17 protein-coding genes and 2 pseudogenes are annotated in these 22,610 nt (G+C 56.7%); 13 read left to right on the forward strand and 6 right to left on the reverse strand.

All coding sequences use genetic code 11. From position 1 onward, the window contains the following. Positions 1 to 566 (forward strand): IS66 family transposase (tnpC, locus tag AKU79_RS01250; RefSeq protein ID WP_156209373.1); only part of this gene is annotated, 566 nt, incomplete at its 5' end. A 25-nt stretch (positions 567 to 591) separates the two neighbouring features. Here tnpC (AKU79_RS01250) and AKU79_RS01255 read toward each other — a convergent pair. Beyond that, entirely contained in the window at positions 592 to 975 is a 384-nt protein-coding gene (locus tag AKU79_RS01255) for a hypothetical protein (protein ID WP_156209374.1), read from the reverse strand. 67 nt (positions 976 to 1,042) lie between these two features. Beyond that, positions 1,043 to 1,183, reverse strand: a complete 141-nt coding sequence (locus AKU79_RS19125) for a hypothetical protein (RefSeq protein WP_156209375.1) — start codon at positions 1,181 to 1,183, stop codon at positions 1,043 to 1,045. A 287-nt stretch (positions 1,184 to 1,470) separates the two neighbouring features. Here AKU79_RS19125 and AKU79_RS01260 point away from each other — a divergent pair, with 287 nt between their 5' ends. Then, positions 1,471 to 3,501: an AAA family ATPase gene (locus tag AKU79_RS01260; RefSeq protein ID WP_050521780.1), complete on the forward strand. Its 2,031-nt coding sequence runs from the start codon at positions 1,471 to 1,473 to the stop codon at positions 3,499 to 3,501. A 98-nt stretch (positions 3,502 to 3,599) separates the two neighbouring features. On the opposite strand, the gene AKU79_RS01265 is transcribed toward AKU79_RS01260, so the two are convergent. After that, positions 3,600 to 4,169, reverse strand: coding sequence for a phosphopantetheine-binding protein (locus AKU79_RS01265; RefSeq protein WP_082223870.1), 570 nt, complete (start codon positions 4,167 to 4,169; stop codon positions 3,600 to 3,602). Positions 4,170 to 4,667: 498 nt separating this feature from the next. Here AKU79_RS01265 and AKU79_RS01270 point away from each other — a divergent pair, with 498 nt between their 5' ends. Together AKU79_RS01270 and AKU79_RS01275 are read left to right on the forward strand one after the other, a co-directional pair. After that, complete coding sequence (locus AKU79_RS01270; protein WP_050521782.1) at positions 4,668 to 5,381, forward strand: exonuclease domain-containing protein; 714 nt, start codon at positions 4,668 to 4,670, stop codon at positions 5,379 to 5,381. Between the two features lie 155 nt (positions 5,382 to 5,536). Then, positions 5,537 to 5,869, forward strand: a complete 333-nt coding sequence (locus AKU79_RS01275) for a hypothetical protein (protein ID WP_050521783.1) — start codon at positions 5,537 to 5,539, stop codon at positions 5,867 to 5,869. Between the two features lie 671 nt (positions 5,870 to 6,540). Here AKU79_RS01275 and AKU79_RS01285 read toward each other — a convergent pair. Then, a complete protein-coding gene (locus AKU79_RS01285; protein ID WP_050521785.1) occupies positions 6,541 to 7,398 on the reverse strand; it encodes a metallophosphoesterase family protein in 858 nt (285 codons plus the stop codon). A 448-nt stretch (positions 7,399 to 7,846) separates the two neighbouring features. Between AKU79_RS01285 and AKU79_RS01290 the strand changes: the two genes are divergently transcribed. The 6 genes from AKU79_RS01290 to AKU79_RS01315 all read left to right on the forward strand — a co-directional run bounded on the left by AKU79_RS01290 (position 7,847) and on the right by AKU79_RS01315 (position 19,814). Continuing rightward, positions 7,847 to 9,850 carry an AAA family ATPase gene (locus AKU79_RS01290; protein ID WP_050521786.1) on the forward strand — a complete coding sequence of 668 codons (2,004 nt, stop codon included), beginning with the start codon at positions 7,847 to 7,849 and terminating at the stop codon, positions 9,848 to 9,850. A gap of 49 nt (positions 9,851 to 9,899) precedes the next feature. Next, positions 9,900 to 10,886 carry a helix-turn-helix transcriptional regulator gene (locus AKU79_RS01295; protein ID WP_050521787.1) on the forward strand — a complete coding sequence of 329 codons (987 nt, stop codon included), beginning with the start codon at positions 9,900 to 9,902 and terminating at the stop codon, positions 10,884 to 10,886. A 33-nt stretch (positions 10,887 to 10,919) separates the two neighbouring features. Continuing rightward, the gene (locus AKU79_RS01300) at positions 10,920 to 12,488 is read left to right on the forward strand and encodes an ADP-ribosylglycohydrolase family protein (protein WP_050521788.1); all 1,569 of its coding nucleotides are present in this window, start codon (positions 10,920 to 10,922) and stop codon (positions 12,486 to 12,488) included. Positions 12,489 to 12,599: 111 nt separating this feature from the next. Next, positions 12,600 to 15,146, forward strand: a complete 2,547-nt coding sequence (locus AKU79_RS01305; RefSeq protein ID WP_050521789.1) for a PD-(D/E)XK nuclease family protein — start codon at positions 12,600 to 12,602, stop codon at positions 15,144 to 15,146. 2 nt (positions 15,147 to 15,148) lie between these two features. Then, positions 15,149 to 18,331, forward strand: a complete 3,183-nt coding sequence (locus AKU79_RS01310; RefSeq protein WP_156209376.1) for a UvrD-helicase domain-containing protein — start codon at positions 15,149 to 15,151, stop codon at positions 18,329 to 18,331. A gap of 172 nt (positions 18,332 to 18,503) precedes the next feature. Further along, positions 18,504 to 19,814 (forward strand): PDDEXK-like family protein, encoded by a 1,311-nt coding sequence (locus AKU79_RS01315; protein ID WP_050521791.1) that lies wholly within the window; start codon positions 18,504 to 18,506, stop codon positions 19,812 to 19,814. Between the two features lie 63 nt (positions 19,815 to 19,877). Here AKU79_RS01315 and AKU79_RS19615 read toward each other — a convergent pair. Both AKU79_RS19615 and AKU79_RS19140 read right to left on the reverse strand, forming a co-directional pair. After that, a pseudogene (locus AKU79_RS19615) lies at positions 19,878 to 20,099 on the reverse strand (IS110 family transposase); the annotation flags it as partial. 29 nt (positions 20,100 to 20,128) lie between these two features. Next, positions 20,129 to 20,221: pseudogene (locus tag AKU79_RS19140) on the reverse strand (transposase domain-containing protein); the annotation flags it as partial. Between the two features lie 95 nt (positions 20,222 to 20,316). Here AKU79_RS19140 and tnpA point away from each other — a divergent pair. From tnpA to tnpC (AKU79_RS01330), 3 genes are read left to right on the forward strand one after another with little or no spacing between them, the layout of a single operon-like run. Next, positions 20,317 to 20,694 (forward strand): IS66-like element accessory protein TnpA, encoded by a 378-nt coding sequence (gene tnpA, locus AKU79_RS01320; protein ID WP_050521794.1) that lies wholly within the window; start codon positions 20,317 to 20,319, stop codon positions 20,692 to 20,694. After that, positions 20,691 to 21,038 carry an IS66 family insertion sequence element accessory protein TnpB gene (gene tnpB, locus AKU79_RS01325; RefSeq protein ID WP_050521792.1) on the forward strand — a complete coding sequence of 116 codons (348 nt, stop codon included), beginning with the start codon at positions 20,691 to 20,693 and terminating at the stop codon, positions 21,036 to 21,038. Before tnpA ends, tnpB begins: the two co-directional genes overlap by 4 nt. A gap of 60 nt (positions 21,039 to 21,098) precedes the next feature. Further along, positions 21,099 to 22,598 (forward strand): IS66 family transposase, encoded by a 1,500-nt coding sequence (gene tnpC / locus AKU79_RS01330; RefSeq protein WP_050521793.1) that lies wholly within the window; start codon positions 21,099 to 21,101, stop codon positions 22,596 to 22,598. The last annotated feature ends 12 nt before the right edge of the window (positions 22,599 to 22,610 follow it).

The following is a 22,610-nucleotide window of genomic DNA, read 5'->3' on the forward strand; positions in this document are numbered from 1 at the left end:
TTCGGGTGGCGCATTGCTGGGCGCATGCGCGGCGTAAGCTCAAGGAAGTATTTGACCGCGACGGATCAGAGATCGCGGCCGAAGGTCTGCGTCGCATCGCCGAGTTCTACGCCGTCGAGGCCGACATCCGTGGCATCTCGCCCGGTCAGCGTCTCTCTGCCCGACAATCCCGAGCTGCGCCATTGGTGGCGGCCTTCGGTGACTGGCTGCAGGCACAACGCCGCAAGATCTCCGCCAAATCCCGGCTGGGCGAAAAGCTGACCTACATCCATAACCATTGGGACGGGTTGCAAACATTCCTGACCGACGGCCGCGTCGAGATCGACTCCAACAGGGTTGAAAACCTGATCCGCCCCATCGCCCTCAATCGTAAAAACGCACTCTTCGCGGGCCATGACGAAGGCGGAATCGCCTGGGGCCGCATCGCCTCCCTGATCGAAACCTGCAAGATCAATGGCATCGAGCCCTTCGCCTACTTGAAGGCAACCCTGACCGCGATCGCCAATGGCCATCCTCAAAGCCGCATCGACGATCTGCTGCCATGGAACTTCAGGCCGTCAAGCTGAGTTGAACGTGCTGCCCAGCGACCGCTTACAACGGGTCAAATGATGCCAATCCCAGTGGAACCGGATTTCCTGTGGGCGCACCGAGCGTAGCGTAAACGATCGCGACCATCATAACACCGGGCACCAGCAGAAGCTCCAATGATTTTGGGAAGTCTCCGACACCTATATCCTGAATTTTATCAAACGTTTTTGCGGTGTATTGTGGAGGCTTGCCCCACGCATACATGCATACAGACTTCAATTCTGACCCGGCAGCCGGAAAAGTGCGTGCCGTCGTCTCCTGTATCAGAGTCAGAAGGTTTCTCTGCTGGGTCGTCGCTCCCCACCCGCGGGCCTGCGGGGCGACCGCGTATATGCTCTCTGGCGCTTCTGTTATGTTTCGCAGGCCGTAACCGAGCACCGCCTGCACACGCTCAATATTGCTGGGCAAGAGTAATGAACCGACTATAGGGATGGTTTTTCGATTAATTCGAGGCTCACCAGCGCGGCTTACAGCTTCCCTCCAATAACGCCGTGAAGTCACCGGCCATCATGGGCACGGGGAAATCGGACGCGGTGTGGTGGTCTTTGACGGTGAAGGTGCAACCGCCTTCGGTGGATTTGATCGAATAGCGCATTGGTGGTCCCTTGTGTTGCGCCGCCCGGGTTGAAGGACATCCCGGCAAGAGGAGGTTGAGGCCCGGACGGCGCATTGCACAACACCCTCAACGTATTGAACATACGGGGTGCGACAGTGACGTCCGACCGGGGAAAGAAGGTCCAGAAGGGGAGATTGAGGTGGAGGCTAGCAACGTAGGGTTGGGCGCGCTAGCATGTCAGCAATCGGGTTCAATCATCGACTAGACAGGTGGTCTCCGGGTTGAATTGTCCCGTTAGCCTACAGGACGTGTCATAAGGAGCAGAAATGCAATTAAAGAATTTCCAGATATTGAATTTTCGCTCAATTAATGACAGCGGCGAAATCGACGTCTCCCGCATTACGGCGTTGCTTGGTCGCAATGAAAGCGGGAAGTCAAACTTGTTGCGCGGACTCCACAGCCTCAATCCAGCATCCGGTTTTGCTGCTCTCAATCCAATCAAGGACTTTCCCAGACACCGGAAGCTAACTGAATGCAATGATAGTACTCCCGTTGTTAAGTCTGTTTGGAGCCTTAATCCAAAGGAGCAAGCCGAACTGGAGGCAATCTGGCCGCGCGCGAAAGGCGTAAAAGAAGTCAGAGTTGGTAGGAGCTACAATGGGAAGACCCACACAGTCGGCATAGATGCGCCTGTGCGCGATTTCGATCATGGTGAGGTCGGCACGAAGGTTCGCAAAATTGTTGCGGCAGTTAAGGCTAAGGCATCTGAACTCGATGAAGGACCAAAGAATGCACTCGTGTCTTCGGCAGAAACCTTCCAGAAGGAGATCGGTGTAACTCATATTGCGGTGACCTGGGCAACGGCAGCGACGCCAGCACTGGCTACCCTCAGGCAAGCACTGGCCAAAGCTGACGTTGAACTGTCAGACGCACAGGATCAACATATCGTCAATCTTGAAGAACTTGCCGAGCAAATACCTGAAGACGAGGCGGCCCACGTTGCGGCCCGAAAATGGATCATTCAAAAACTACCCGTCTTTATGTTCTTGGAGGATTATCCAGAGATTGAAGGGCATCAAGACATTTCGGCATTCCTTCAGAGACGGACGGCTGGCACAAAAACAAGTGCGGATATTAATTTTGAGAAACTTTGCAAAGTAGCAGGACTTGATCCTGAACAGCTTCAATCCCTTTCTTCAAGTAATGACCAAGAAACTAGATCGCAGTTGGCTAACCGCGCGGGCTCAGTTGTGACAACAGCAATTCGTGGCCGCTGGAAAGATCGCCAACTAAAAGTGCGCTTCAATCTCGACGCTCACCACTTCGATACTCTCGTGTCCGATCCAAACAGCACATATGATGTTGAGGTGAATTTGGATGAACGAAGCCGCGGATTTCAATGGTTCTTTGCGTTCTATATTGTTTTTGCGGCTGACACTGACGGCGGCGAGGCTGACAACGCCATCCTGCTGCTTGATGAACCCGGCCTTTACCTTCACGCGAAGTCGCAGAGCGATTTGTTGCGACACTTGGAAGATGATTTCTCTAACCAGATTGTTTACACAACCCACTCCCCGTTCATGGTTCCGACGCATCACTTGGATTGGGTCCGCACGGTCAATATAGCTGAGGACAGCGGGACGACGGTCTCCAACGACCCAACCGGCGACGCAAGGACTTTGTTCCCGTTACAGGCTGCGCTTGGTTATGATCTTGCTCAGAGCCTTTTCGTCGGCCCCCACAACTTGATCGTTGAAGGCGTAACTGACTTCTGGGTGGTGTCAGCAATATCCGAGTATTTGAACGACTGTTCAGGCAAAGGGCTGCATCGCGATCTGACCATCACGCCTGCAGGCGGAGCTCAGAAGGTCCACTACATGGTGGCCTTGTTAACATCTGAGCAATTGAATGTGCTGGTATTATTAGACGATGAGAAGGATGCGAAGACAACGAGGGACGACCTAGTCAAAGGCAAACTGATCCGCGACGACAACGTAGTGTTTGTCAGCAGTGCGTTCGATGTTCCTCCGCCCAAGGAAGCTGATATTGAAGACATTCTTGATCCCGCCACCTATGAAGCCCTAGTGCGCGAAAGCTATAGGGCTGAATTGAAGGGAAAAACTTTGAAGCTAAACCCGAACATCCCTCGCATCGCAAAAAGAGTTGAGATGGCCTTCGATGAATTGGGGATTCCGTTCCACAAGACCAGGCCCACGAGGCTCCTGCTAAAGAAGGTCGCCGAAGACGCCCCGGCGATCTTGACTAAAGAAACACTGGATCGTTTTGAGAAGTTGTTCGCAACGATCAATGAGGCGTTCACAAAGCACGTCAAGCGAGCCGACAAGCCTTTCACCTAATGCCGCAACTGCTCAGCAATAAGGTAGCTGCTCAACAGTAGTTACCTTTTTGCTCACCAACTGCCGCTAAAGTCACCCAACCAAACGCGATGTTGCAATCAGCACCGTCTTTGCAACACCAGAGGGATAATCTGATTTAAGATCAAGCGATTGGATAGCAAAGTAGTTGATAGCATATCAATTGGGCGCAGTAGGACAGCTATAGAAGCTGGATCTGAACCCATCAACTCTTCAAGTTTTAGTACTAGCTCCATCATCGCCAAAGAATCGCCGCCCAAGAATTGGAAATCCTTCGTGATGCCAATGTCTTGACGGCGCAAAATATCTTGCCAAATGCGCACTAGCGTCTTTTCAACCTCAGTTGTGGGTTCATCGTTTGCGTCGTGCGACGGTGCGGCGTTCAGAGCTAAGTCTTGAAGTGCCGCCCGATCCAACTTTCCGCTCGCCTTGAGGGGAAAAGTATCAACCAAGAATATTTGTGCAGGCACCATGAAATCCTGGACCGTATCTGCCAGTTGCGCCCGCAGGTCATCGCGTGACATTGGTTTGGAGCAACGCGCAAATCTAATGAGTTCTTTTGTCCCAAAAGACCTTTCACGCGCAAGAACGACTGCTTCCTCCACATTAGGCAAATTAGAGAATGCGGCAAAGACTCCTTCAAGCTCCACTCTAAAGCCGCGAATTTTGACCTGCTGGTCAATCCGCCCGACTTAGTAAAATAAATCGTTTGGCAACTGGCGGCACAAATCGCCCGTTCGGTATATACGCTGCGTTGGCTCAATAGGATCAGGCACGAATTTTGCATCCGTCATGGCTCTATCATCGAGATATTCATGCGCTACGGCAGGCCCGCCTGACCTGAGCCCCAAGTCTCCTCCAGCTTTGTGCGGAGTCCTTGGGGTTATTGGTCCGACCCCGAACCTTCTACCGCCCTTGGCGAGAGTTTTCCGGCTGCATCAGGGTGACAGGCTGGGATAAAAAACTCGCCCTCTTGCCCTTTCGGTGTTAATTGGCACTAAGAACTGACTCGGCAGCAGCCAAAATTGTCACTGAGAATTGGCCACTGGAAACCACTTGGCGTAGGCCAGATAACCCGATAAAAATAGGGCAGTGCGCATCGTGTCGATCGGCTTCCGCGCAAATCGGCAGATAGTCAGGAGCGACGGATGGCAAGCAAAGTGCGGCGACTGCGCGTGATCGACTACGAAACGACAGGCGTGCCCGAAGACGCAGGGGCCGAAGTGATCGAACTGGCCTATGTCGACGTCGATCCCGATGCGTTGACCGTGACTGGCAGATGGCAATCCTTCGCTAAGCCCGTCGGGCCCATTCCGCCCCAGGTCAAGGCAGTGCATCACATTCTTGAAGAAGATGTTGCCGAGGCCCCTCCAATTCAGGAACTCTGGCCGTTGCTGTTCCAAGGCTGCGGTCCGCAGGATATTCTCGTTGCGCACAACGCCTCGTTTGAACAGCATTTTCACAAGGGTGATGGGCGGGCTTGGATCGACACCTACAAATGTGCATTGGTGGTCTGGCCGGACGCTCCGGCTCACAGCAACCAAGTCCTACGCTACTGGTTGAATCTTGACCGTGTCACAGGGTTTGACCGCGTCGCCGCCATGCCGCCGCATCGTGCCTTGCCGGACGCCTACGTCACGGCGCATGCCTTGATCCAGCTTTTGCATGCGATCACGATCGATGACATGTTGCGCATCTCGGCAGAACCGGCGCTGTTGCGTCGCATCGGGTTTGGCAAACATAAGGGGCTCCTTTTCTCCGAAGCCCAGGCAGATTACTTACGCTGGATCGTGGACAAGGCGGAGTTCGACGCAGATGTTATGGCCACAGCGCGGTACTGGTTGGACCGTGGCAATAGCTGAGACCTACGCCACCCTAAGTGGCCGTCCCAATTTCCAACGCACCGCTTGGAATCCATCTCGGACAGGGTGCGTTCCGACCTCCTCATACTTCATGCAACAAGGCTGTAACGAAGCGTCTCGTTGAAACGGGCGAAGCAACCAGAAAAGGACAGGCAATGTTTGAAATCCCAGAATACCACTCCTTGAAATCCAATGACGACAACGAAGAGACGGTGACCGTCTCGGTCCGCATTGATGGGGATGCAAACATGATGCCGACAATTAAGATCCATCCACGTGTCATTGCACGGTTGGTGGAAGCATTCTGTTCTGGAAATCTAGATTTTATGTCCTTCGACGAGCATCCCAAGAGGCTGACCGGTATCAACGTGAGACGCGCTACCAGAACGCCAACCGTCATACTGACGGCGCGCGCTCTCACAGAAAAAGACGACCTAACCCGAGACTGGCAGATCGCCGACCCGCAAATTTATGGGGTATCCACTTAGGTGGGCTAACAAGATGACGTAACCTTCCCTGGTTCTGATTAAGTGGACGGTCTTTTGTCAACGGGGCTGTTCGCCGGATGTACACGGATGTTCTCCTCAGAAAGCGGTTCGGCCGGCTCCAACAAGTTATACGAGACCAGCGGGCCATCGTTACCTGCGGAATAGTCGAGGCAAAGCGCATTCTGGGCCTGCAGGATCGGGGCATTGGTCAACCAAAAGTGCCCGAAGAACACCGGTGGGGCGTTTGGCGAAAAGGTCATCGAAACAACCGTTCCGGCGATTCTACGTCCGGCGAATCCTCAACCGATGGCATGATACGGCGCCTTATTAAATCCGGCACGCTACCAGCAGTGCAGGCCCTATCGGGTGCGCCTTTTCAAATCCGTGCCGATGACCTGGCGTCGGAGGCGGTCAAAACCGCCATAGCCCGAAAATGACGCCCGCGCCGCATCACTGATGCCGAAACACTTCCGATTTTTACAGATACTTAAAGAAGGAGTGTATAGCGATCATGCTTCTACGATCCCGCGCTCCTCAGCGCTGGAAAATTGCGTTGTCGAGCAAAAGGCTGACAATCCTTCATCCGTCAGGTGGAAGGTTTCCTGAGCGCGTTTAGCCATTTTCTTTTCTCCCGGCACAAGGTCAGCATGGGTTGCAACTCGCAAGGTGCTTTACTGATTTTCCTCGCCGCCATTGTCACTTTGGCTCGTTATGCCGAGCCGATAACGTCCGTCATGAAACTCTGCCCAACCTATCTGAGGGATTCCCGTGGCTGATCCTGCATCAAGGCAAATCCGCGAGTGATCGGTTAGCTTGTCAGCCTCTGCCGTAAAAATTTCGGCAGTTACAAGCTTGCTTACCGCTGGTGTATGGCCGTGTACGACAGCCCAGTTAAGTTCTGGCCCCCAACCGCCCTGCCAGCGCAGGAAAGGTTCTCGGATCCACGCCCAATGGTCGCTACCTGCCACAGCGTCCCGGGGCTCCGAAAGAAAGTCCAAAGCCTCGCGTTCCGGATTGAGCCCTGCGTGAACCATCAGAAGGTCGCCGACCAGGAGTGACGTTGGTCCATTTCGCATCTGCTCCAAGAACGACGAAGGGACCGCTCGACGCGCGATGTCTGCAAAATCAGCGAGCAAGCGGGCTGTGCAGTTTGGCACTGCTTCTAGGATCAGTTCCTCTCCGCCATTGTCGAGCCAATCACCCATGAACATCATAGGATCATCAATCGCGTCGATCAGCATCAATTCATGGTTGCCGGGCAATATGAAGACATCATCGACCAAAGCAAGGACTTTGGCGTCTCCGGCCAAACGTATTGCCTCAAGGCTGGCAGGGCCACGATCGATGACGTCACCTAATAGCACAAGCCTTCGCATTGTAGCCGCACGGGGAATGCCCGCCAGGACCGAAAGGGTTGCGTTGAAAGCCTCTGCTTGGCCATGAATATCACCGATGGCAAAAAGCTGCTCTCCGTCCACTGACTGTGGCATGTGCTTCCAACTTGCGATCTTGGTCTCAAAATTGGTCATTTTTCACCGTGTAGGCCGCAGGTCAAAATCAATACACTTCCATCCATTCTCTTTTGGCGTAGCCAAGCATGTCTTGATATTCAGCTTCTTACCGGTTGGGTACAAGTCGGCGGATATGCCTAAAGAAATCCGGGGCGTTATTCCCCGACCTGTCTAACACGAAAAGCTCACCAAAAATCCGCAAGGCGATTACGTTTGGATCCGCGCTATTGTTAATTGTCACTGAGATCTGACCCACACCGTTGTTAAGTTCTGTACGTTATGATGGCGTCAATGCCGTTGCCTCCTTCCGTTTTTTTACGCTGTCTCTGAGCTTGCCTTTAAGTGATAGCCGTAAATTTTGCGAATGCACCACTTCAAAATTTGGATTACCCGGTCCACATCCCCAACCGTCCGTCCGAATCTGGCGTATAACCGAGCTATCTCTGTCCTACAGACGGAGATGTAAATGAGCCACGAACAACACTTGTCCCTTGAACTTATCGCCCGGTTGGCCAGTCGTTTTGGCCCTACAAGCCGTGTTGCCAAAGAACTGCCCGGTTGGTTGGAATACCTGACCGAAGTGGACTGCCCTGAGCGCCCCAGCACCCGACCCGGCGCAGTCTGGTGGGAGAAGGTGCGCGACCTTGCGCGCAAGATCGTGCCCAGCGCCGGTGGAGGCGAGGGCGAGACTGTACAGCGCAACGCCATCCTTCTTGGCGATCACTTCGGGTTATCGCCAATCGAAACATCCATGCTGACCTTCGTTGCATTCTACAAGATATTCGACGGGTTTGAGCATGTCGTCGATGGAGCCTTGGAAACGAAGGAGGTCACAATACCGCTTCTTCTGTCGTGGTTTTGTCGGGCGCCCGAGCCCGAAATCCGGGCTGCCTTGCGCGATTCTGGTCGATTGGCAGGCTCCGGACTGGTCAAGCGTGAACGCGGCGCACGCTACAACCGCATGCCGTTTGATCTGTCTAGGCGCCTGATAATTGCGCTTTTGTCCGAGGTGGAAAACATTGCCGAACTGATAGCACTTATGTTTCCGCGTGCGGTCTCTCCCATCGCTGAATGGCAGGATTTCGAAGGGCTGGGACGCGACGCGGACCTCATACACGATTTGCTCTCCCGTTCTCTGGCCAACAATACCCCGGGCGTGAACATCCTGCTTTATGGTCCGCCAGGCACCGGAAAAACGGAGTTCGCCAAGGTGCTGGCACGTAAGATCGGGGTTGTACTGCGTGCGGTGGGAGAAACTGACGATGAGGGTGGAGAGCCTTCGCGCCACGAGCGCCTGGCCGAATTGATTATGGCGTCCCGTATGCTTGGGCAAACATCAGACACCATTCTCCTCTTTGACGAAATGGAAGATTTGCTCGGAGCGAGAGGGGCGGTCCTGAGCCGGGATATGCCATCTAAGGTCTATTTTAACAGAATGCTGGAAGCGAACCCAATCCCTGTCATCTGGACCACAAACTCTGTTGATGACTGCGACCCCGCCTTCCTGCGGCGAATGAGCTTTTCAATTCTAATGCGTCCGCCATCCGGTAGAGTGAGATCGCGAATCTGGCAACGGCTGGACGCACGGCATGCTGCGGGCATTCCGCAAGCAGCTCTACCTGCGCTGGCGGAAAGGCACGATCAAGCGCCCGCGCTCGTGTCGGACGCGATGCGTGTGGCGCAACTTTGCAAGGGCGGGTCGGCTGTTGTTTCGCAGGTATTGGATGCCGCCGCACGGCTGGCGCAGGGCGGAGCGGACAATCCGCCGCACCATCACGCAGACGTGCCATGGCAACAGAACCTAGCCCGTGCTGACGCCGATCTTGGACGAATAGAGGAGCGGCTTGCGGCGCCTGATGCGCCGCGTCGGATCAGTTTCTGTCTTGAGGGTCCTGCGGGTACCGGCAAAAGCGCGTGGGCGCGGCATCTGGCCCGAGTTATGGGCATGCCAGTCATCGAAAAGCGCGCCTCGGACCTGTTGTCGAAATGGGTTGGCGAAAGCGAGCAGAACATCGCACGTGCGTTTTCCGAGGCGCGCGCGGATGGTGCCATGCTGATTCTTGACGAGGCGGACAGTCTGCTGGCCGACCGGCGTGGCGCCGAACGCAGTTGGGAGATATCGCAGGTCAATGAAATGCTGACCTGGATGGAAAGCCACCCGCTGCCCTTCGTCTGCACCACGAACTTCGCAGAAAATCTCGACCCAGCCACGCAGCGCCGGTTCACTTTTCGGATTCGCTTCGACTTTCTGTCAGCCAATCAGCTTTCGCTTGCTTGGGCGGCACATTTCCCTTGCCCCCCACCAACCGGGTTGTCCGCACTCGATCGGCTCGCTCTGGGGGACTTCGCGAACGTAGCCCGCAGGATGCGAGCGCTCGGCGACACGGATCCACAGGAGTTCCTGCGCGAACTGACCCGTGAGGCTACTGCAAAATTGGGGGCGGCACGTCCGATTGGCTTTGGCCGTTGACGCCCCGATACCCCGCTGCAATGGTGGCTCTGCATTGCCCGGAGAAACCATGCGTTACGCCCGTCAGGAAGATCTGCAGAAAATGGCGCTGATGATGCAGGGATCGGCTGAAGGAATCTCGTTGGCCGATATCGAACGTGAATTCGATGTCTCCCGTCGCACGGCCGAACGCATGCGAGACGCTGTGCGCAATGCATACCCCCAGATTGAGGAGCTTTCTGGCGAAAGCGGCCGCAAATACTGGCGATTCCCGCCGGGGTCATTGGGTCGAATGGTGGAGCCGACGCTGGATGAGCTGACCGCTGGGCACCGGGCCGCGGCGATTGCTCGGCGCGAGGGGGATGAGGTCACGGCTGACGCGCTTGAGCGCCTGTTGGTCAAGGTGCAGGCCATGTTCCGTGAGGATCGCCGCCGCACTATAGCCGCCGACCTTGAAGCGCAATTGATGGCTGATGGAGTCGCCTTTCGGCCAGGACCACGCGAAACAATTGCTCATGAGATCCTCTCTACATTGCGGGAGGCTATTCTCGCTGGCGTTATGATCTCTGTAGACCATCGTGCCCGAGGCACTGCAAAGCTTTCGCGCAATACCCGACTTGGACCAATAGCGATGCTGTTCGGTCAAGGCCGCCAATACTTGCTGGCCTGGAGCGAATATCAGGATGATCTGCGGATGTTTTCTTTGGCTGGATTTGAAAGGATTTCGTTGGAATCCAAAGTCTATCAACGCCCCGAGGGTTTCGATTTGCAGGATTGGCTGTCTGAGAGCTTTGGTATCTGGCGCGAGCAACCCCAGGACGTCGAATGGCGGTTCCTGCCAGAAGTGGCGGATGAGGCGGCTGGATATGTTTTCCATCCCAAGCAGCAGACGGAACGTCTGGAAGATGGTTCTTTGATGGTGCGGTTCCGCGCTGGAGGACGGAAGGAAATGGAATGGTATCTGGCGAGATGGGGGGACCAAGTCGAGGCACATTTCTTGGACGTCTCACGAAACTCCGCCGCCGATACGACCGAAAATGACGTAAGCGGGCAGTAGTATTAAGTCGAAACGACATTAAAGGAACACCGCTTGCTTCGTGACAGCACAACCGACCCACTTCGCATCGACAGTCTGCCGATCGGCAATGGACTGCTCGGGCTCACTCTATGCCCAGGCAAGAAGGGCGACAGCGTCAATGGCGGGGCGTGGGACCGCGATCTGGACGTCGATCTTGATGTGATCAAAGCTTGGGGGGCGACAGCTGTTCTGAGCCTGATTGAAGACCATGAGTTCGACTTGCTTTCGGTGTCGGGACTTAGCGATGCCGCAAAATCGCGGGGCATGGACTGGTATCACTTCCCGATCCGCGATCTGGACGTGCCGACGCCAGAGGCCATGGAGGCGTGGCGTCATCTGTCGCCACGCCTCCACAAAACTTTGGAAAACGGCGGCCGCGTGCTGGTCCATTGCCGAGGCGGGCTTGGCCGTGCCGGCACGGTTGCAGCCCTTCTGCTCGTCGAGCGAGGATGTTCAGCGACCCAAGCCATGGCGAATGTGCGAGCCGCGCGACCAGGGGCGATTGAGACCCAAGTGCAGGAACGTTTGGTGGTAGCCCATGGCCGACATGAAGAATTGCGGTTCATCCGGCTCCATGCCAGCCTCCTCGGTGGCGCCATTGGCGACAGCCTCGGCGCTGAGATCGAGTTCCTTTCTCTTGCCGAAATCCGCCATCGCTACCCTAGCGGCATCAAGGACCTGCTTCCACACATGGGCCTGCGCGGCGCAATAACAGATGACACTCAGATGACGCTGTTCACGGCCGAGGGGATCATACGCGCGCTCATTCGCAGCGTGCAGAAAGGCATCTGCAACCCGCCATCTGTGATCCATCATGCGCTTTTGCGATGGTACAAAACCCAAGGCGGCAAACCGAAGGTTCAAACAGATGATGTGGGCCTGATCGAAGATCCACGCCTTTGGGTTTGCCGCGCGCCAGGCAATACCTGCCTATCATCGCTGGGGGCGAGCGCGTATTTCGGGGACGCGGCGCGAAACAGCAGCAAGGGATGTGGCACCATCATGCGGGTCGTGCCGGTCGCCTTGATGTTTCCGCGAGATCAAGTGCGCAGGATGGCGATCGACACATCAGCGCTTACGCATGGCCACGTGACAGGTCAGCTTGCGGCCGCCGCATGGGCAGAAATGCTTGCTGATGTAGCCGCAGGCGCGGCACTTGAGGAGAGTGCCACCCGCACAGCAGAGATGTATGCGCAACTGGATGGGGGCGAGGAAACCGTGCAGGCGATTCAAGCCGCACTTGCCGCGCCACGTGATGGTGCAGGTGAAACGGTCGAATCCCTTGGTGGTGGCTGGACGGCAGAAGAGGCCCTGTCGATAGCGCTCTACGCCTGCCTAACCGGCAATTCCTTTGAAGAGGCGCTTGCGATTGCGGTCACGCATGGTGGGGATAGTGATTCAACGGGTGCGATTACCGGCAACATGCTGGGTTTGCTCGATCCCGCGGCTGTGCTTCGACACAGATGGCCTGAGATCGTTGAAGGTTCGGATCTCGTCACTCGGCTAGTTCGTGATTTCAGACGCCTCTCTTCCGACATCGATGCGGCAGAAGAACTCTTCCAGTACTACCCAGGCGGATAGAAACAGCGATTACCGCAACTGCTTAATTACAAAATACAAATGCCACATAAATCATTGATTTAGGTTGGCTGATCGATAAGCTTCGTTAATGACTTTATTTACAGGCAAACCATGTTCTTCCCTTTTCTCGTAGCTGATCCCCGTTCCGGTTTGCTTTATCGCCTTACCGATACCCACCTCGCAGAGCTTTCGCTTGCGCCCGTAGCGCCGGAGTGGGCGCCAGGGCGGGCGATTATCGACGAACCGGATTCCGTCTGGAAAGACAGCGTTGCGAACGCACCGGTCGAGACGATTTCGGCAGTCAGCGTCGCGTTAGAGGATTTGGTGCTGGCGAGCGACAATTTGCGCGTGCCTTTGGCGGGTGCTTTGCGGGATGGCCGCGCACGGCGGCACTTGGATGCGTTGATCGGGCTGTGGCGTCGTCTGGGCGATGCTTTGCCTGAGGGGCTTGCCCCGGTGCGACATGTCCTGGAGCTTCCGTATGGTAAGTTCCTTGATCCGCTGCCGGTGGTCGAAAGATCGCTCGACCCGCTTGCACCTGCGGCGATGCGGGCTCTGTATACTCGCCTGAAACAAGAGTTTGGCACATTCCCAGCACCCGCCAGAGGCCTTGCCGCACCGGTTGGGAGCAGACTTCATGCCTTGCAAGGCGGTATTGCTGCGCCGAAAATTACTATTGGAAAAATTGACGACAGCCTTGCCTTCTTTGGCTTGCGTGATCCGGCGGCCTGTGCGGATTTCGCAGCGGCGCGGGCCCGCGCATTTATTGAGGTCGGCGTTCCCGCTCGCGAAATCGCGGTCATGACCAGTAATAATTCGAACCAGATCGCCCGTGCCTTTTCCGAACAGGGCGTGCCGCTGTCCGGCCTTCCCGGCAACCTGCCAGAGCGCGACATCATCGGCGAGACAGCCTTGCATCTGGCACTGGCCAAGCGCACACCAACCCCGGCAATGGTGCTTGCAAGTCTTGCGCTATCACCCCTGATGCCTTGGTCATCGCAATCCGGGCGTGATCTGGCCGAAAGCCTGATCGGCGGTGATTTCAGGGGCGAGATACTGTCACCTACGCCTGCGCACAAGGAATTGTGGAAAGACATCCGTTCTTCGGCGGGCAGCTTGGCGCAGTTGCGTTTCCTGATCGACCGTATCTGTGAAAGAATCAAACAAGGCCCCGAAGTCCGGGCTCGCCTTTCCATCCCGCCCGGTGACGGTAGCCCGGATTGGGAGACAATCCTGCGTGGCATCCAGATTGCACCGCCTTTGGGTGCTGATCCAGATCGCAATCTCGAGGGCGTCAGCCTGTGGTCCGCGCAGGAAAGTCCGTGGCGCCCCTGCCGACATTTGATCGTGACTGATTTCACCGATGGTCTTTACCCGACGCGAGCGCGAGGCAATCCGATGTTCCTCGAAAGCGAGATAGCCGCGATCCGCGCAGCCGTTGGTTTGCAACTGCGCGGCCGCGCCGAAGGTCTGGCGCAGGGGCTCTCGTTATTTGATCAACAACTTCAGGCGGTCTCTGGGACCGTGACATTCCTCACCCCTTGGCGTGATTTGTCTGGTGCGCGTCTGCAACCATCGGCTGGGCTATCGCTGGTCGCGCGTGCCATCAAGGGTGTTAAGGATTCTATCGATCTGATCCTGGACCTGCAGCTCTTGCCGCCCGAAGATTGGCCCATCACGCACCATCACCTGCCTCCGATGCCGGAACCGCACGATCTGCCAGAAGCCTTAGCTTTCCCGGGGGTCGACCTGTTGGCCCTACGCCGAAAAGATGACGGTACGACGAAACCTCAATCACCCTCACGGCTGGAAACGCTTCTGGTTAGCCCTCTGGCTTGGCTTCTGGACGAGGTCGCAGCCAGTGACATGTCTTGGTCGGCAGAAGAGCTCGATGTCATGGCCAAGGGCAACATCGCCCATGATGTGTTCGAGCACGTGTTTCTCAAGGATCAGCCCATTCCAGATCCGCCGGACCTGACCAACGTAGTTGCGGACGCCTATGATCGTGCGTTGACCCGACACGCCGGGTTTCTGCGGAGCGCGTCATGGGAAATGGAACGTAGCGGGCTGGAACGCGAGATCCTTCGCGCAGCACTGCGCTGGCGCGAACACCTGTTGGCACTCGGCGCAAAAATCATTGGCAACGAGATCTGGCTGGCTGGCGAGGCGCATGGCATCAACCTTCACGGTAAAGCGGATGCGATCCTTGAATTGCCAGACGGAGCGCTGCTGGTTGTTGACCACAAGAAGAGTGGCACATCGGCCAGACGCAAGCGAATGGAGTCGGGCTGGGATTTGCAGGCGGGGCTCTATCGCGACATGATCGCCCGTCCTATTCGGCGCGAAGGAGATGGGATGGATCCGCTGATCGGCCGCAGCGTGGGGATCGCCTATCACCTGATGAATGATGGCGGGCTTCTGACCTCAGGCCTGCCCTTGGCCGAGGGATCGCCTGCCCGTGACATGGGCGATGCCGTCAACGCGGCTGCGGTTGCAAAGCTCGCTGAGCGGTTGGCCGAGCTTGGTGCAGGACGGGTCGTGCTCAATACGTCGCTCGACGAAAGTTTCTTCAAGAAAGAGGCGGGGTTCACGCCATATGCGCTGACCGATGGCTCGGCCCTTGTCACCGCATTCATCCGCCAGATCGAGGAGGAATGATCATGAGCGACTTCGGTTCAGATCGGGGACTGGTTATTGTTCCGGCAGGCGCCGGCGCAGGAAAAACCCATCGCATCAAGACGCAGCTGGCCGACTGGGTCAACCGCAAGGTCGTGCGCCCCGAGCGCATCCTTGCCGTGACCTTCACCGAAGCCGCGGCAGGCGAATTACGCGAACGCATCCGGGCGGGACTTCTCGCGGACGGACTGGTGGCCGAGGCCATGGCGGTCGAGCGTGCCTATGTCTCGACCATCCATGGGCTTGGTCTGCGACTTCTGACGGAACATGCGCTGGCTGCGGGCGCATCTCTGCAACCACGCCATCTTGGCGATGCCGAGCGCGACCTTCTGATCCGACAAGCCCTGGCACATGCAAGATCACTCGACCCGATCAAGGCCGAGCCCGAACGGTTCGGCTACCAGGCCAACTGGCAAAAGGGCGAAACGGTCGAGGACTCATTACGCGGCCGAGTGCTGTCGATGATAGACCTTTTACGCGGGCTGGGTGACAAGGGCCGCGATCCTGGTCTTGTCGCACCGGCGTTAACGCGGCTCGATACGATTTATGGCGAGGTGCTCGCCGATTCTACCGCAGCCCGTGACGCGCTGGTGGGTGCGGTTCGGGCCATGCTCGCGACCTTTCCCGAGGGCGGCATGGCCACCGTGACTACAAAAGGCCCACGCGAGACACTGGAAAAGAACCTCGCCCTCTTCCGTCGCATTGAACGAGAACCGGCGCTGCTGGATCGTGACTGGGGCATTTGGCAATCCCTGCGCAGCCTCTTCATTTCAAACAGCCGCACGAAGACTCCAGAAGGCTATGATGAGCTTGCCAGCGCAATCATGCAGGCTGCCGATGCGCTGCCCGCCCATCCTGGGCCTTTGGCGGACGCAAAGCTGCATCTTGGGTGTCTGATTGCTTGCGCACAGGAAGTGATGGAGGCCTATGAGGCGCGGAAAAAGGCGCTTGGCTTGATTGATTTCGCCGACATGATCGCAGGGGCCGAACGTCTGTTGCACACTGATCCAGCGGTGCGGCAAGCCGTGCTCGACGAAATCGACTGCGTCATCATCGACGAATTCCAAGATACGAACCCAGTGCAGTTTGCACTGCTGTGGCAGCTCGGAGCAAAGGCACCGCGCACTTTGTTAGTGGGTGATGTGAAACAGTCAATCATGGGCTTTCAGGGTGCCGATGCACGTCTGTCGCAGGCCCTTGCGGCAGCGAACCCGGACGCGACGCAGCCGCTTGACCGCAACTGGCGATCGACGCCAGCAGTAATGGAATTCATCAATGCCATGGGAACGGGGCTGTTCGGCATGGGCTACAACCCGCTGGCCCCGACCCGTGACCCGGTGGCCGGACCAGCATTGGAGATACTGAATGTCGTGAAGGGGCGCGGGGCGAAGAACTTCTCGAAACCCCAGGAACATATCGCCGAGCGCATCGCCAGAATCTTGAAAACAGGCGAATTAATTACCGATTGGCACACGAAGGCCGTCAGGGGCGCGCGTCCCTCGGACGTAGCACTTCTGGTCTGCCGCCACGCCACCGCCGCTCGCTACGCGGAGGAACTGCGCGCGCGTGGTGTGCCTGTCCGCATAGCCGAGAATGGCTGGGCCACAAGCCCAGTGGTGCAGGCAGCTCGCGCTGCGCTGAGTTATGCCGCCAACCCCGCCGATATTCATTCTGGGCTTTTGCTACGCACGCTTGGCCCAGATCCGCTGAGCCTGCAAGCTGCGATGGCAGCGCAGATCGACGGGCAGCTGGCAGATGATCCGGTTCTCATGCGCTTGGCGGCGCTGTCTGATCGGCTTGCTCGCCTGCCGGTGTCGACCGCGCTGGACGTGGTCCTCGAGGCCGCCAGTCTACGCCTTTGGGCCGCCCGTCAGCCCGACGCCGCGGCGGCTCGCGCAGACCTTCTAAGGCTTGAAGCCGAGGCGAACGAATTCGAAGCCGCGCACCGCGACCTCAAAGCCGCCTCCGGTTTTCACGGCGAAACTGCCAAGGTCTTTCTCGGCTGGCTCGATGCGCGGGCGGCTGATCGCGATTTTGATCGCCGTCCCGATCCCTCGGGCAATAGCGCAGAAGCGGTGGAGATCGTCACTTGGCATGCCTCCAAGGGTCGGGAGTGGCCGATCACCGTGGTCGCCGAATTTGACCTTGGCATTGAGGAATGGCCTGGCAGCACTGCAACTCGGTTCGACGCGCTGGACAAGATTGACGACATGGCAGCCGTGCTGGCCTCTGCCTCTCTTATTCACACGCCCGGATTTGCCGCGCCCGAGGCTGGTCGGCGGTTCATCGAGGATCGCCGCGAGGCATTCGAGGCCAATGCGAAAAACCTGCTCTATGTGGCTTTGACCCGCGCCCGTGACCGCCTGGTGCTGGAATGGCCGGGATTCCTGAAAGAGCGCGAGGAAGAAACGCCCGAAGCGAAGTGCCTGTTCCACGTATTTGAAGATGCGTGCGCACCGCAGATTGGAGACGGCATGTTGCGGATCGGCGGGCTGAATTGCCCAGCGGTGATCACACAACTGCCGGAACAGGCGAGTTTCACTGAATATCCGGCGGGAGTGGGGAGAGACACGCCTCGGTTCGGCGGCGCCCTGCCCTTGCCCAGCACGCCAACTTCGCCGTGGCGGTTGCAACCTTCGCTGGCCGCAACCGCTGAGCCGACACCAGAATCTCGCGGGATCAATCTCGGTGCACCGTGGGCCAGCGCCGTCAGCAATGCTGCCCGGGGCACCGCGCTACATCTTGCCATGCGCACTTACCTGACGCGATCCGATTTGATCGCGGCCTTGCCTGCGGCCACAGGACTGGATGAGGCTACTCTGGCGCTGGTGGCAGAGCGGGCGAACGCGCTTAAGAGCTGGCTGTCTGCCAACGGCTACACCGATCTGCAATGTGAGATCCCTATGCTGGGTCACACCCCAGAGGGTGCTGAAATTCCCGGCACAATCGACCTGTTGGCAATCGGACCGAAGGGGTGCCAGTTGATCGACCACAAATCTGGCGGCGCGGGTTTGGGTCTTGGCCCCTATTGGCCACAACTTTCGGCCTATGCAGGGCTGATTGAAAAACTGTTTCCTCAACATCCATTGCAAGGCGTTGCGGTGTTCTGGGTCGATCACGGGCGGCTTGAGTTGGCAACACTTTCCGCAAAAGCGAGAGCGTACTGATCTTGGAAATGAATTGGGGCATCATCGGCCATGACCATCTTGGGCAAGTACGAACCCGCCGGGATCTGGGCTTGGCTACCACCCTATGGTTTGCTCAACTAAAGCCAGTTTCTTCTGGTAAGATCATTGCTCAAATTATATCGTAAGATGACAACAAAGGTGAACGCGTAAGATGAATTTAGATAGCCTGCCGACCGTCAATGATTTTGAAGATTGTTTTGTTAACAACACTGATCTCGACCGCATCTCCGGCTATCTCAACCGGTTCAACCCAATTCGCATCATGCGGATGGAGAGCATGGAAATCCGGCATTCCGCCATTTTAGCCTGGCTGCTGGACCCCCGAGAAACTCATGGCTTTGAAGACAAGTTTTTACGGGCCTTTCTTGCTCAGGCCCTGCGCGGTCAGGACACGAAGCACAAGCCAACCGCACTTGACGTCACTCAAGCCGACCTCCGCGATGCCGAAGTCCGGCGGGAAAAGCAAAATATCGACCTTTTCGTAGCCTCCTCCAGCAATGGCTGGGCGTTTGTCATTGAAAACAAATTTCACAGCAAACAGCATAGCGGGCAGTTAAAACGCTACATTGAACATGCGAAGAAGGAAGCTGAGGTGTCCGGCCTTGAATTCCAGCACCGAGGTATCTTTTTGACGCTACATCAAGAAGATCCCCACGAGGAAGCAAGGGACGCTTATGTCACGCTTCGCTATGAGGCCATTTGCACGATCCTTGAAAACCTTCTGAATGGAGGGGGCCCCAGGACATCTGTAGAGGTTCGCCAGTTTTTGAGCCATTATCTTGAAATCATTAAGGACGCCGCCGGTATGAGTGACGAGCAGACAGCAATGGAAGCATTGGCAAAAGAACTTTATCTGTCGCACAAGAAGGTGCTTGATTTCGTAATGGAGCACGGTGCAACCACGGAATTCGCTTTGGCGGTCGAAAAATTGTTTCCCAGTGCTTTGAAATATGGTGACACCTTCGATTTCGAGGGCGTGTCTTATATGCTCAATAAGAAAAATGACCGCCGCTTCAGCTTTCTGCCCGTGTCTTGGCGAGATTCTCTTGAAGGCGAAAATAGGGAAGGCCTGTGGAAAGGCTGCGACAAATGGTGGGCCGGTTATCCGCTGATATGTTGGTTTGAACTCTATAAAGCCGATGATGGCGTAAAGGGAAGCCTGCGGTTATTTGCGGAGGTCGGCCCGCTTTCAGATGCAGAATGTCGAGAGAAATTGATCGAGGGCATCAAAGAATTGGCGAACAAATGCGACACAGGCAAAATACAGTTCGGTAAATCAAGCAGGCTCTATTCTAAGTTCTTGGAATCCTCTGGCAACACCGTGCAGATCGTTGATGTTAGCGATTCCGTGGCAATCGAAGATGGCATCACGCGCTTATTGAAGCAGTTTGGGCCTACCTTTAAGACGGTTTCAGAAAGCCTCCCAAAGTTCATGAAATATGTTGAAGATAGGAATGGTTGAGCCGATATCTATTCCCACTGTATGACCTCCGCCGACAGTGTAATTTGTGCATAGCTCCGTTGCGGCGCGCGCTTGCTGCTCTTCGCTCTTGGGCGAAACAAAACGCATCTCAGGTTGCCGTGCTGCAACAACGATTGCTTCCGCATCGGTTGCGTCGTTCTTCTGAGGTTTAACAAAAGGCTTCACATACTGCGGTGCAATCAAACGCACCTCATGGCCGAGCATATGCATCTCGCGTGCCCAGAAACTCGGACCTCCGCAAGCCTCAAAAACAACCGAGCTCGGCGGCTGACGCCACGTAAGCGGTGTCCCAATCACACCTTTCTGGCGTAATTCCACGGCAGCAGATCGTCGATCTGGCTTTGTTTGTGGCCATTGACGATGGCTGTAAGTGTGTTTGCCAGCCATGCATGGAGTGTAAGCGTCCGGTCTGCCTGCTCTGCCGCTGAGAGAGTGTAATCGATAGTGTCCGCTTAGGATAGCGGACACTATGGGGCAGCGAATGGCGCGTCGGGCGAAGAGACTTTGGACGGATGAAGAGAAGCGGTCGATCTGTTTTCAGACGACAGCAGCGGGCGTGTCAGTGGCACAGGTTGCGCGGCGCTATGCGATGAATGCGAACATGATTTTCAAGTGGTTGCGTGATCCCCGGTATGCGCCCACTCCTGACGCCGTTGAAGATGTGGCGGTTGAGGCACCCTGTTTCTTACCAGTTGAGATTGTTGACCGTCCCCGGACTGAATACACGGTCCCGCCGCCTGACCCCAAGTCCGGGCAAGGCACGATTGAGATTGATGTCGCCGGAGGCCACCGGCTGAGGATCATAGGTGCCTATGACCCCGAGGCGTTGGCGCGTTTAATTCGAGGTCTCTCAGCATGATCCCGGTTCCGGCGAACACGCGGGTCTGGCTTGCGGCTGGTGTGACTGACATGCGGCGCGGATTTACGACACTGGCGGCCCAAGCAGAGCAGACCCTGAAGCAGGATCCATTTGCGGGGCATCTGTTCGTCTTTCGTGGTCGACGCGGCGATCTGATCAAGATCATCTGGTGGGATGGCCAAGGTGCGTGCCTGTTCAGCAAGCGGCTTGAGAAGGGCCGGTTCGTGTGGCCATCCGCCAAAGAAGGCAAGATAGCGTTGACGGCCGCACAGTTGGCGATGCTGCTGGAAGGTATCGATTGGCGGCTTCCACAACGCAGTTGGACGCCGCTCAAGGCGGGATAAATCGGCTGGAATGGGTCTGTGGGGATTCCTCTGAACACGCAGATCAGCTATAGTTTAACCATGCTGGACGTGTCTAAATCTCTACCCGAAGACCCTGATGAACTGAGACAGTTCACAGCGCTTTTGCTGGCCGAGGTGAAGTCGCAGGCTGTCCTGATTGAGAAGCTACGGCATCAGTTGGCAGGTCAACGCAACCATCGGTTTGGGTCGTCATCAGAGAGTATCGAGCAACTTCAACTGGCCTTGGAAGTGAGCGAGATCGCGGTTGCCAAGATGACGGCAAAGCTGCGTCTCCCCGAGGAGGAACCGAAAGACAAACCAAAGCGCCGCCCAATCCCGGATCACATCCCGCGCATGGAAGTGGAACTGACCACAGGTGATGACGATTGCGCCCAATGCGGCGGCGGCCTGCGCCGCCTGGGTGAGGATGTGACCGAAGAACTGGAATACGTTCCTGGACGCTTTATCGTGAACCGCATCGTGCGGCCACGCTTTGCATGCTCGGGCTGCGAGGCGTTCACACAAGCCGCGCTCCCATCGCGCCCAATTGAGCGCGGCCGTCCCGGTCCAGGCCTTCTTGCCCATGTTCTGGTCAACAAATATGCAGACCATCTTCCGCTCTATCGTCAAAGCGGTATCTTCGAGCGCGACGGGCTCGATATTGACCGTTCAACGCTAGCCGACTGGGTTGGCAAATCTACAGCCTTGCTGGAACCGTTGGCTGACGCCATTGGACGGCATGTGCTGGCCGGACGAGCTATCTTTGCGGATGACACTCCGGTCAAAATGCTGGCATCCGGCACTGGAAAAACTGCGACGGCGCGGCTCTGGGCTTACAGTCGCGATGGACGGCCATGGGGTAGTGATACGCCGCCCGCCAGCTGGTATCAGTTCTCGCCAGATCGCAAAGGGCAGCACCCCAAGGATCACCTCGCAAGGTATCAAGGCTGGATGCATGCGGACGGGTATGCGGGATTTGAAGATCTTTACCGCTCCGGTGATATCCGAGAGGTTGCATGTATGGCTCACGTTAGGCGCAAGTTCGTCGACATCCACAGGTCCCAAGGCTCGACCATCGCCGATGAAGCTATCCGTCGCATCGCGCAGCTCTACGCTGTCGAGAAGGAAGCCCGTGGATCACCACCAGATCGGCGTGCGGTGATACGGCAAGCCAACGCAAAACCGATCTTCGACGAGCTGGAGGTTTGGCTGCACGCCCAACTCCCCAGCATCTCTGGCAAATCGCCACTGGCTGGTGCAATCCGCTATGCCCTGACGCGCATGGCACGGCTGCGTCCCTACCTCGATCACGGCATCTTGGAACTGGACAACAACACCGCAGAACGGGCGATGCGGTCAGTCGCCATCGGGCGAAAGAACTATCTGTTCGTAGGATCACAAACAGGCGGCAAAGCCGCCGCCATCGCCTACACCCTAATCGAAACCGCCAAACTGAATGGTATCGATCCACAGGCATGGCTGGCTGACACCTTGGCACGCATCCCAGACTACAAGATCAACCGCGTCGACGATCTGCTGCCGTGGAAAAACGTATCATAACGCGGGCAGACC

The organism is Pseudorhodobacter wandonensis, assembly GCF_001202035.1.
Lineage (GTDB): Bacteria > Pseudomonadota > Alphaproteobacteria > Rhodobacterales > Rhodobacteraceae > Pseudorhodobacter > Pseudorhodobacter wandonensis.

Coding starts and splice junctions, on each gene's coding strand:
- AKU79_RS01260 (WP_050521780.1), top strand. CDS start 1,471: ATGCAATTAAAGAATTTCCAGATATTGAATTTTCGCTCAATTAATGAC.
- AKU79_RS01305 (WP_050521789.1), top strand. CDS start 12,600: ATGTTCTTCCCTTTTCTCGTAGCTGATCCCCGTTCCGGTTTGCTTTAT.
- tnpC (WP_050521793.1), top strand. CDS start 21,099: ATGCTGGACGTGTCTAAATCTCTACCCGAAGACCCTGATGAACTGAGA.
- AKU79_RS01295 (WP_050521787.1), top strand. CDS start 9,900: ATGCGTTACGCCCGTCAGGAAGATCTGCAGAAAATGGCGCTGATGATG.
- tnpA (WP_050521794.1), top strand. CDS start 20,317: ATGGCGCGTCGGGCGAAGAGACTTTGGACGGATGAAGAGAAGCGGTCG.
- tnpB (WP_050521792.1), top strand. CDS start 20,691: ATGATCCCGGTTCCGGCGAACACGCGGGTCTGGCTTGCGGCTGGTGTG.
- AKU79_RS01275 (WP_050521783.1), top strand. CDS start 5,537: ATGTTTGAAATCCCAGAATACCACTCCTTGAAATCCAATGACGACAAC.
- AKU79_RS01310 (WP_156209376.1), top strand. CDS start 15,149: ATGAGCGACTTCGGTTCAGATCGGGGACTGGTTATTGTTCCGGCAGGC.
- AKU79_RS01285 (WP_050521785.1), bottom strand. CDS start 7,398: ATGACCAATTTTGAGACCAAGATCGCAAGTTGGAAGCACATGCCACAG.
- AKU79_RS01270 (WP_050521782.1), top strand. CDS start 4,668: ATGGCAAGCAAAGTGCGGCGACTGCGCGTGATCGACTACGAAACGACA.
- AKU79_RS01290 (WP_050521786.1), top strand. CDS start 7,847: ATGAGCCACGAACAACACTTGTCCCTTGAACTTATCGCCCGGTTGGCC.
- AKU79_RS01315 (WP_050521791.1), top strand. CDS start 18,504: ATGAATTTAGATAGCCTGCCGACCGTCAATGATTTTGAAGATTGTTTT.
- AKU79_RS19125 (WP_156209375.1), bottom strand. CDS start 1,183: ATGCGCTATTCGATCAAATCCACCGAAGGCGGTTGCACCTTCACCGTC.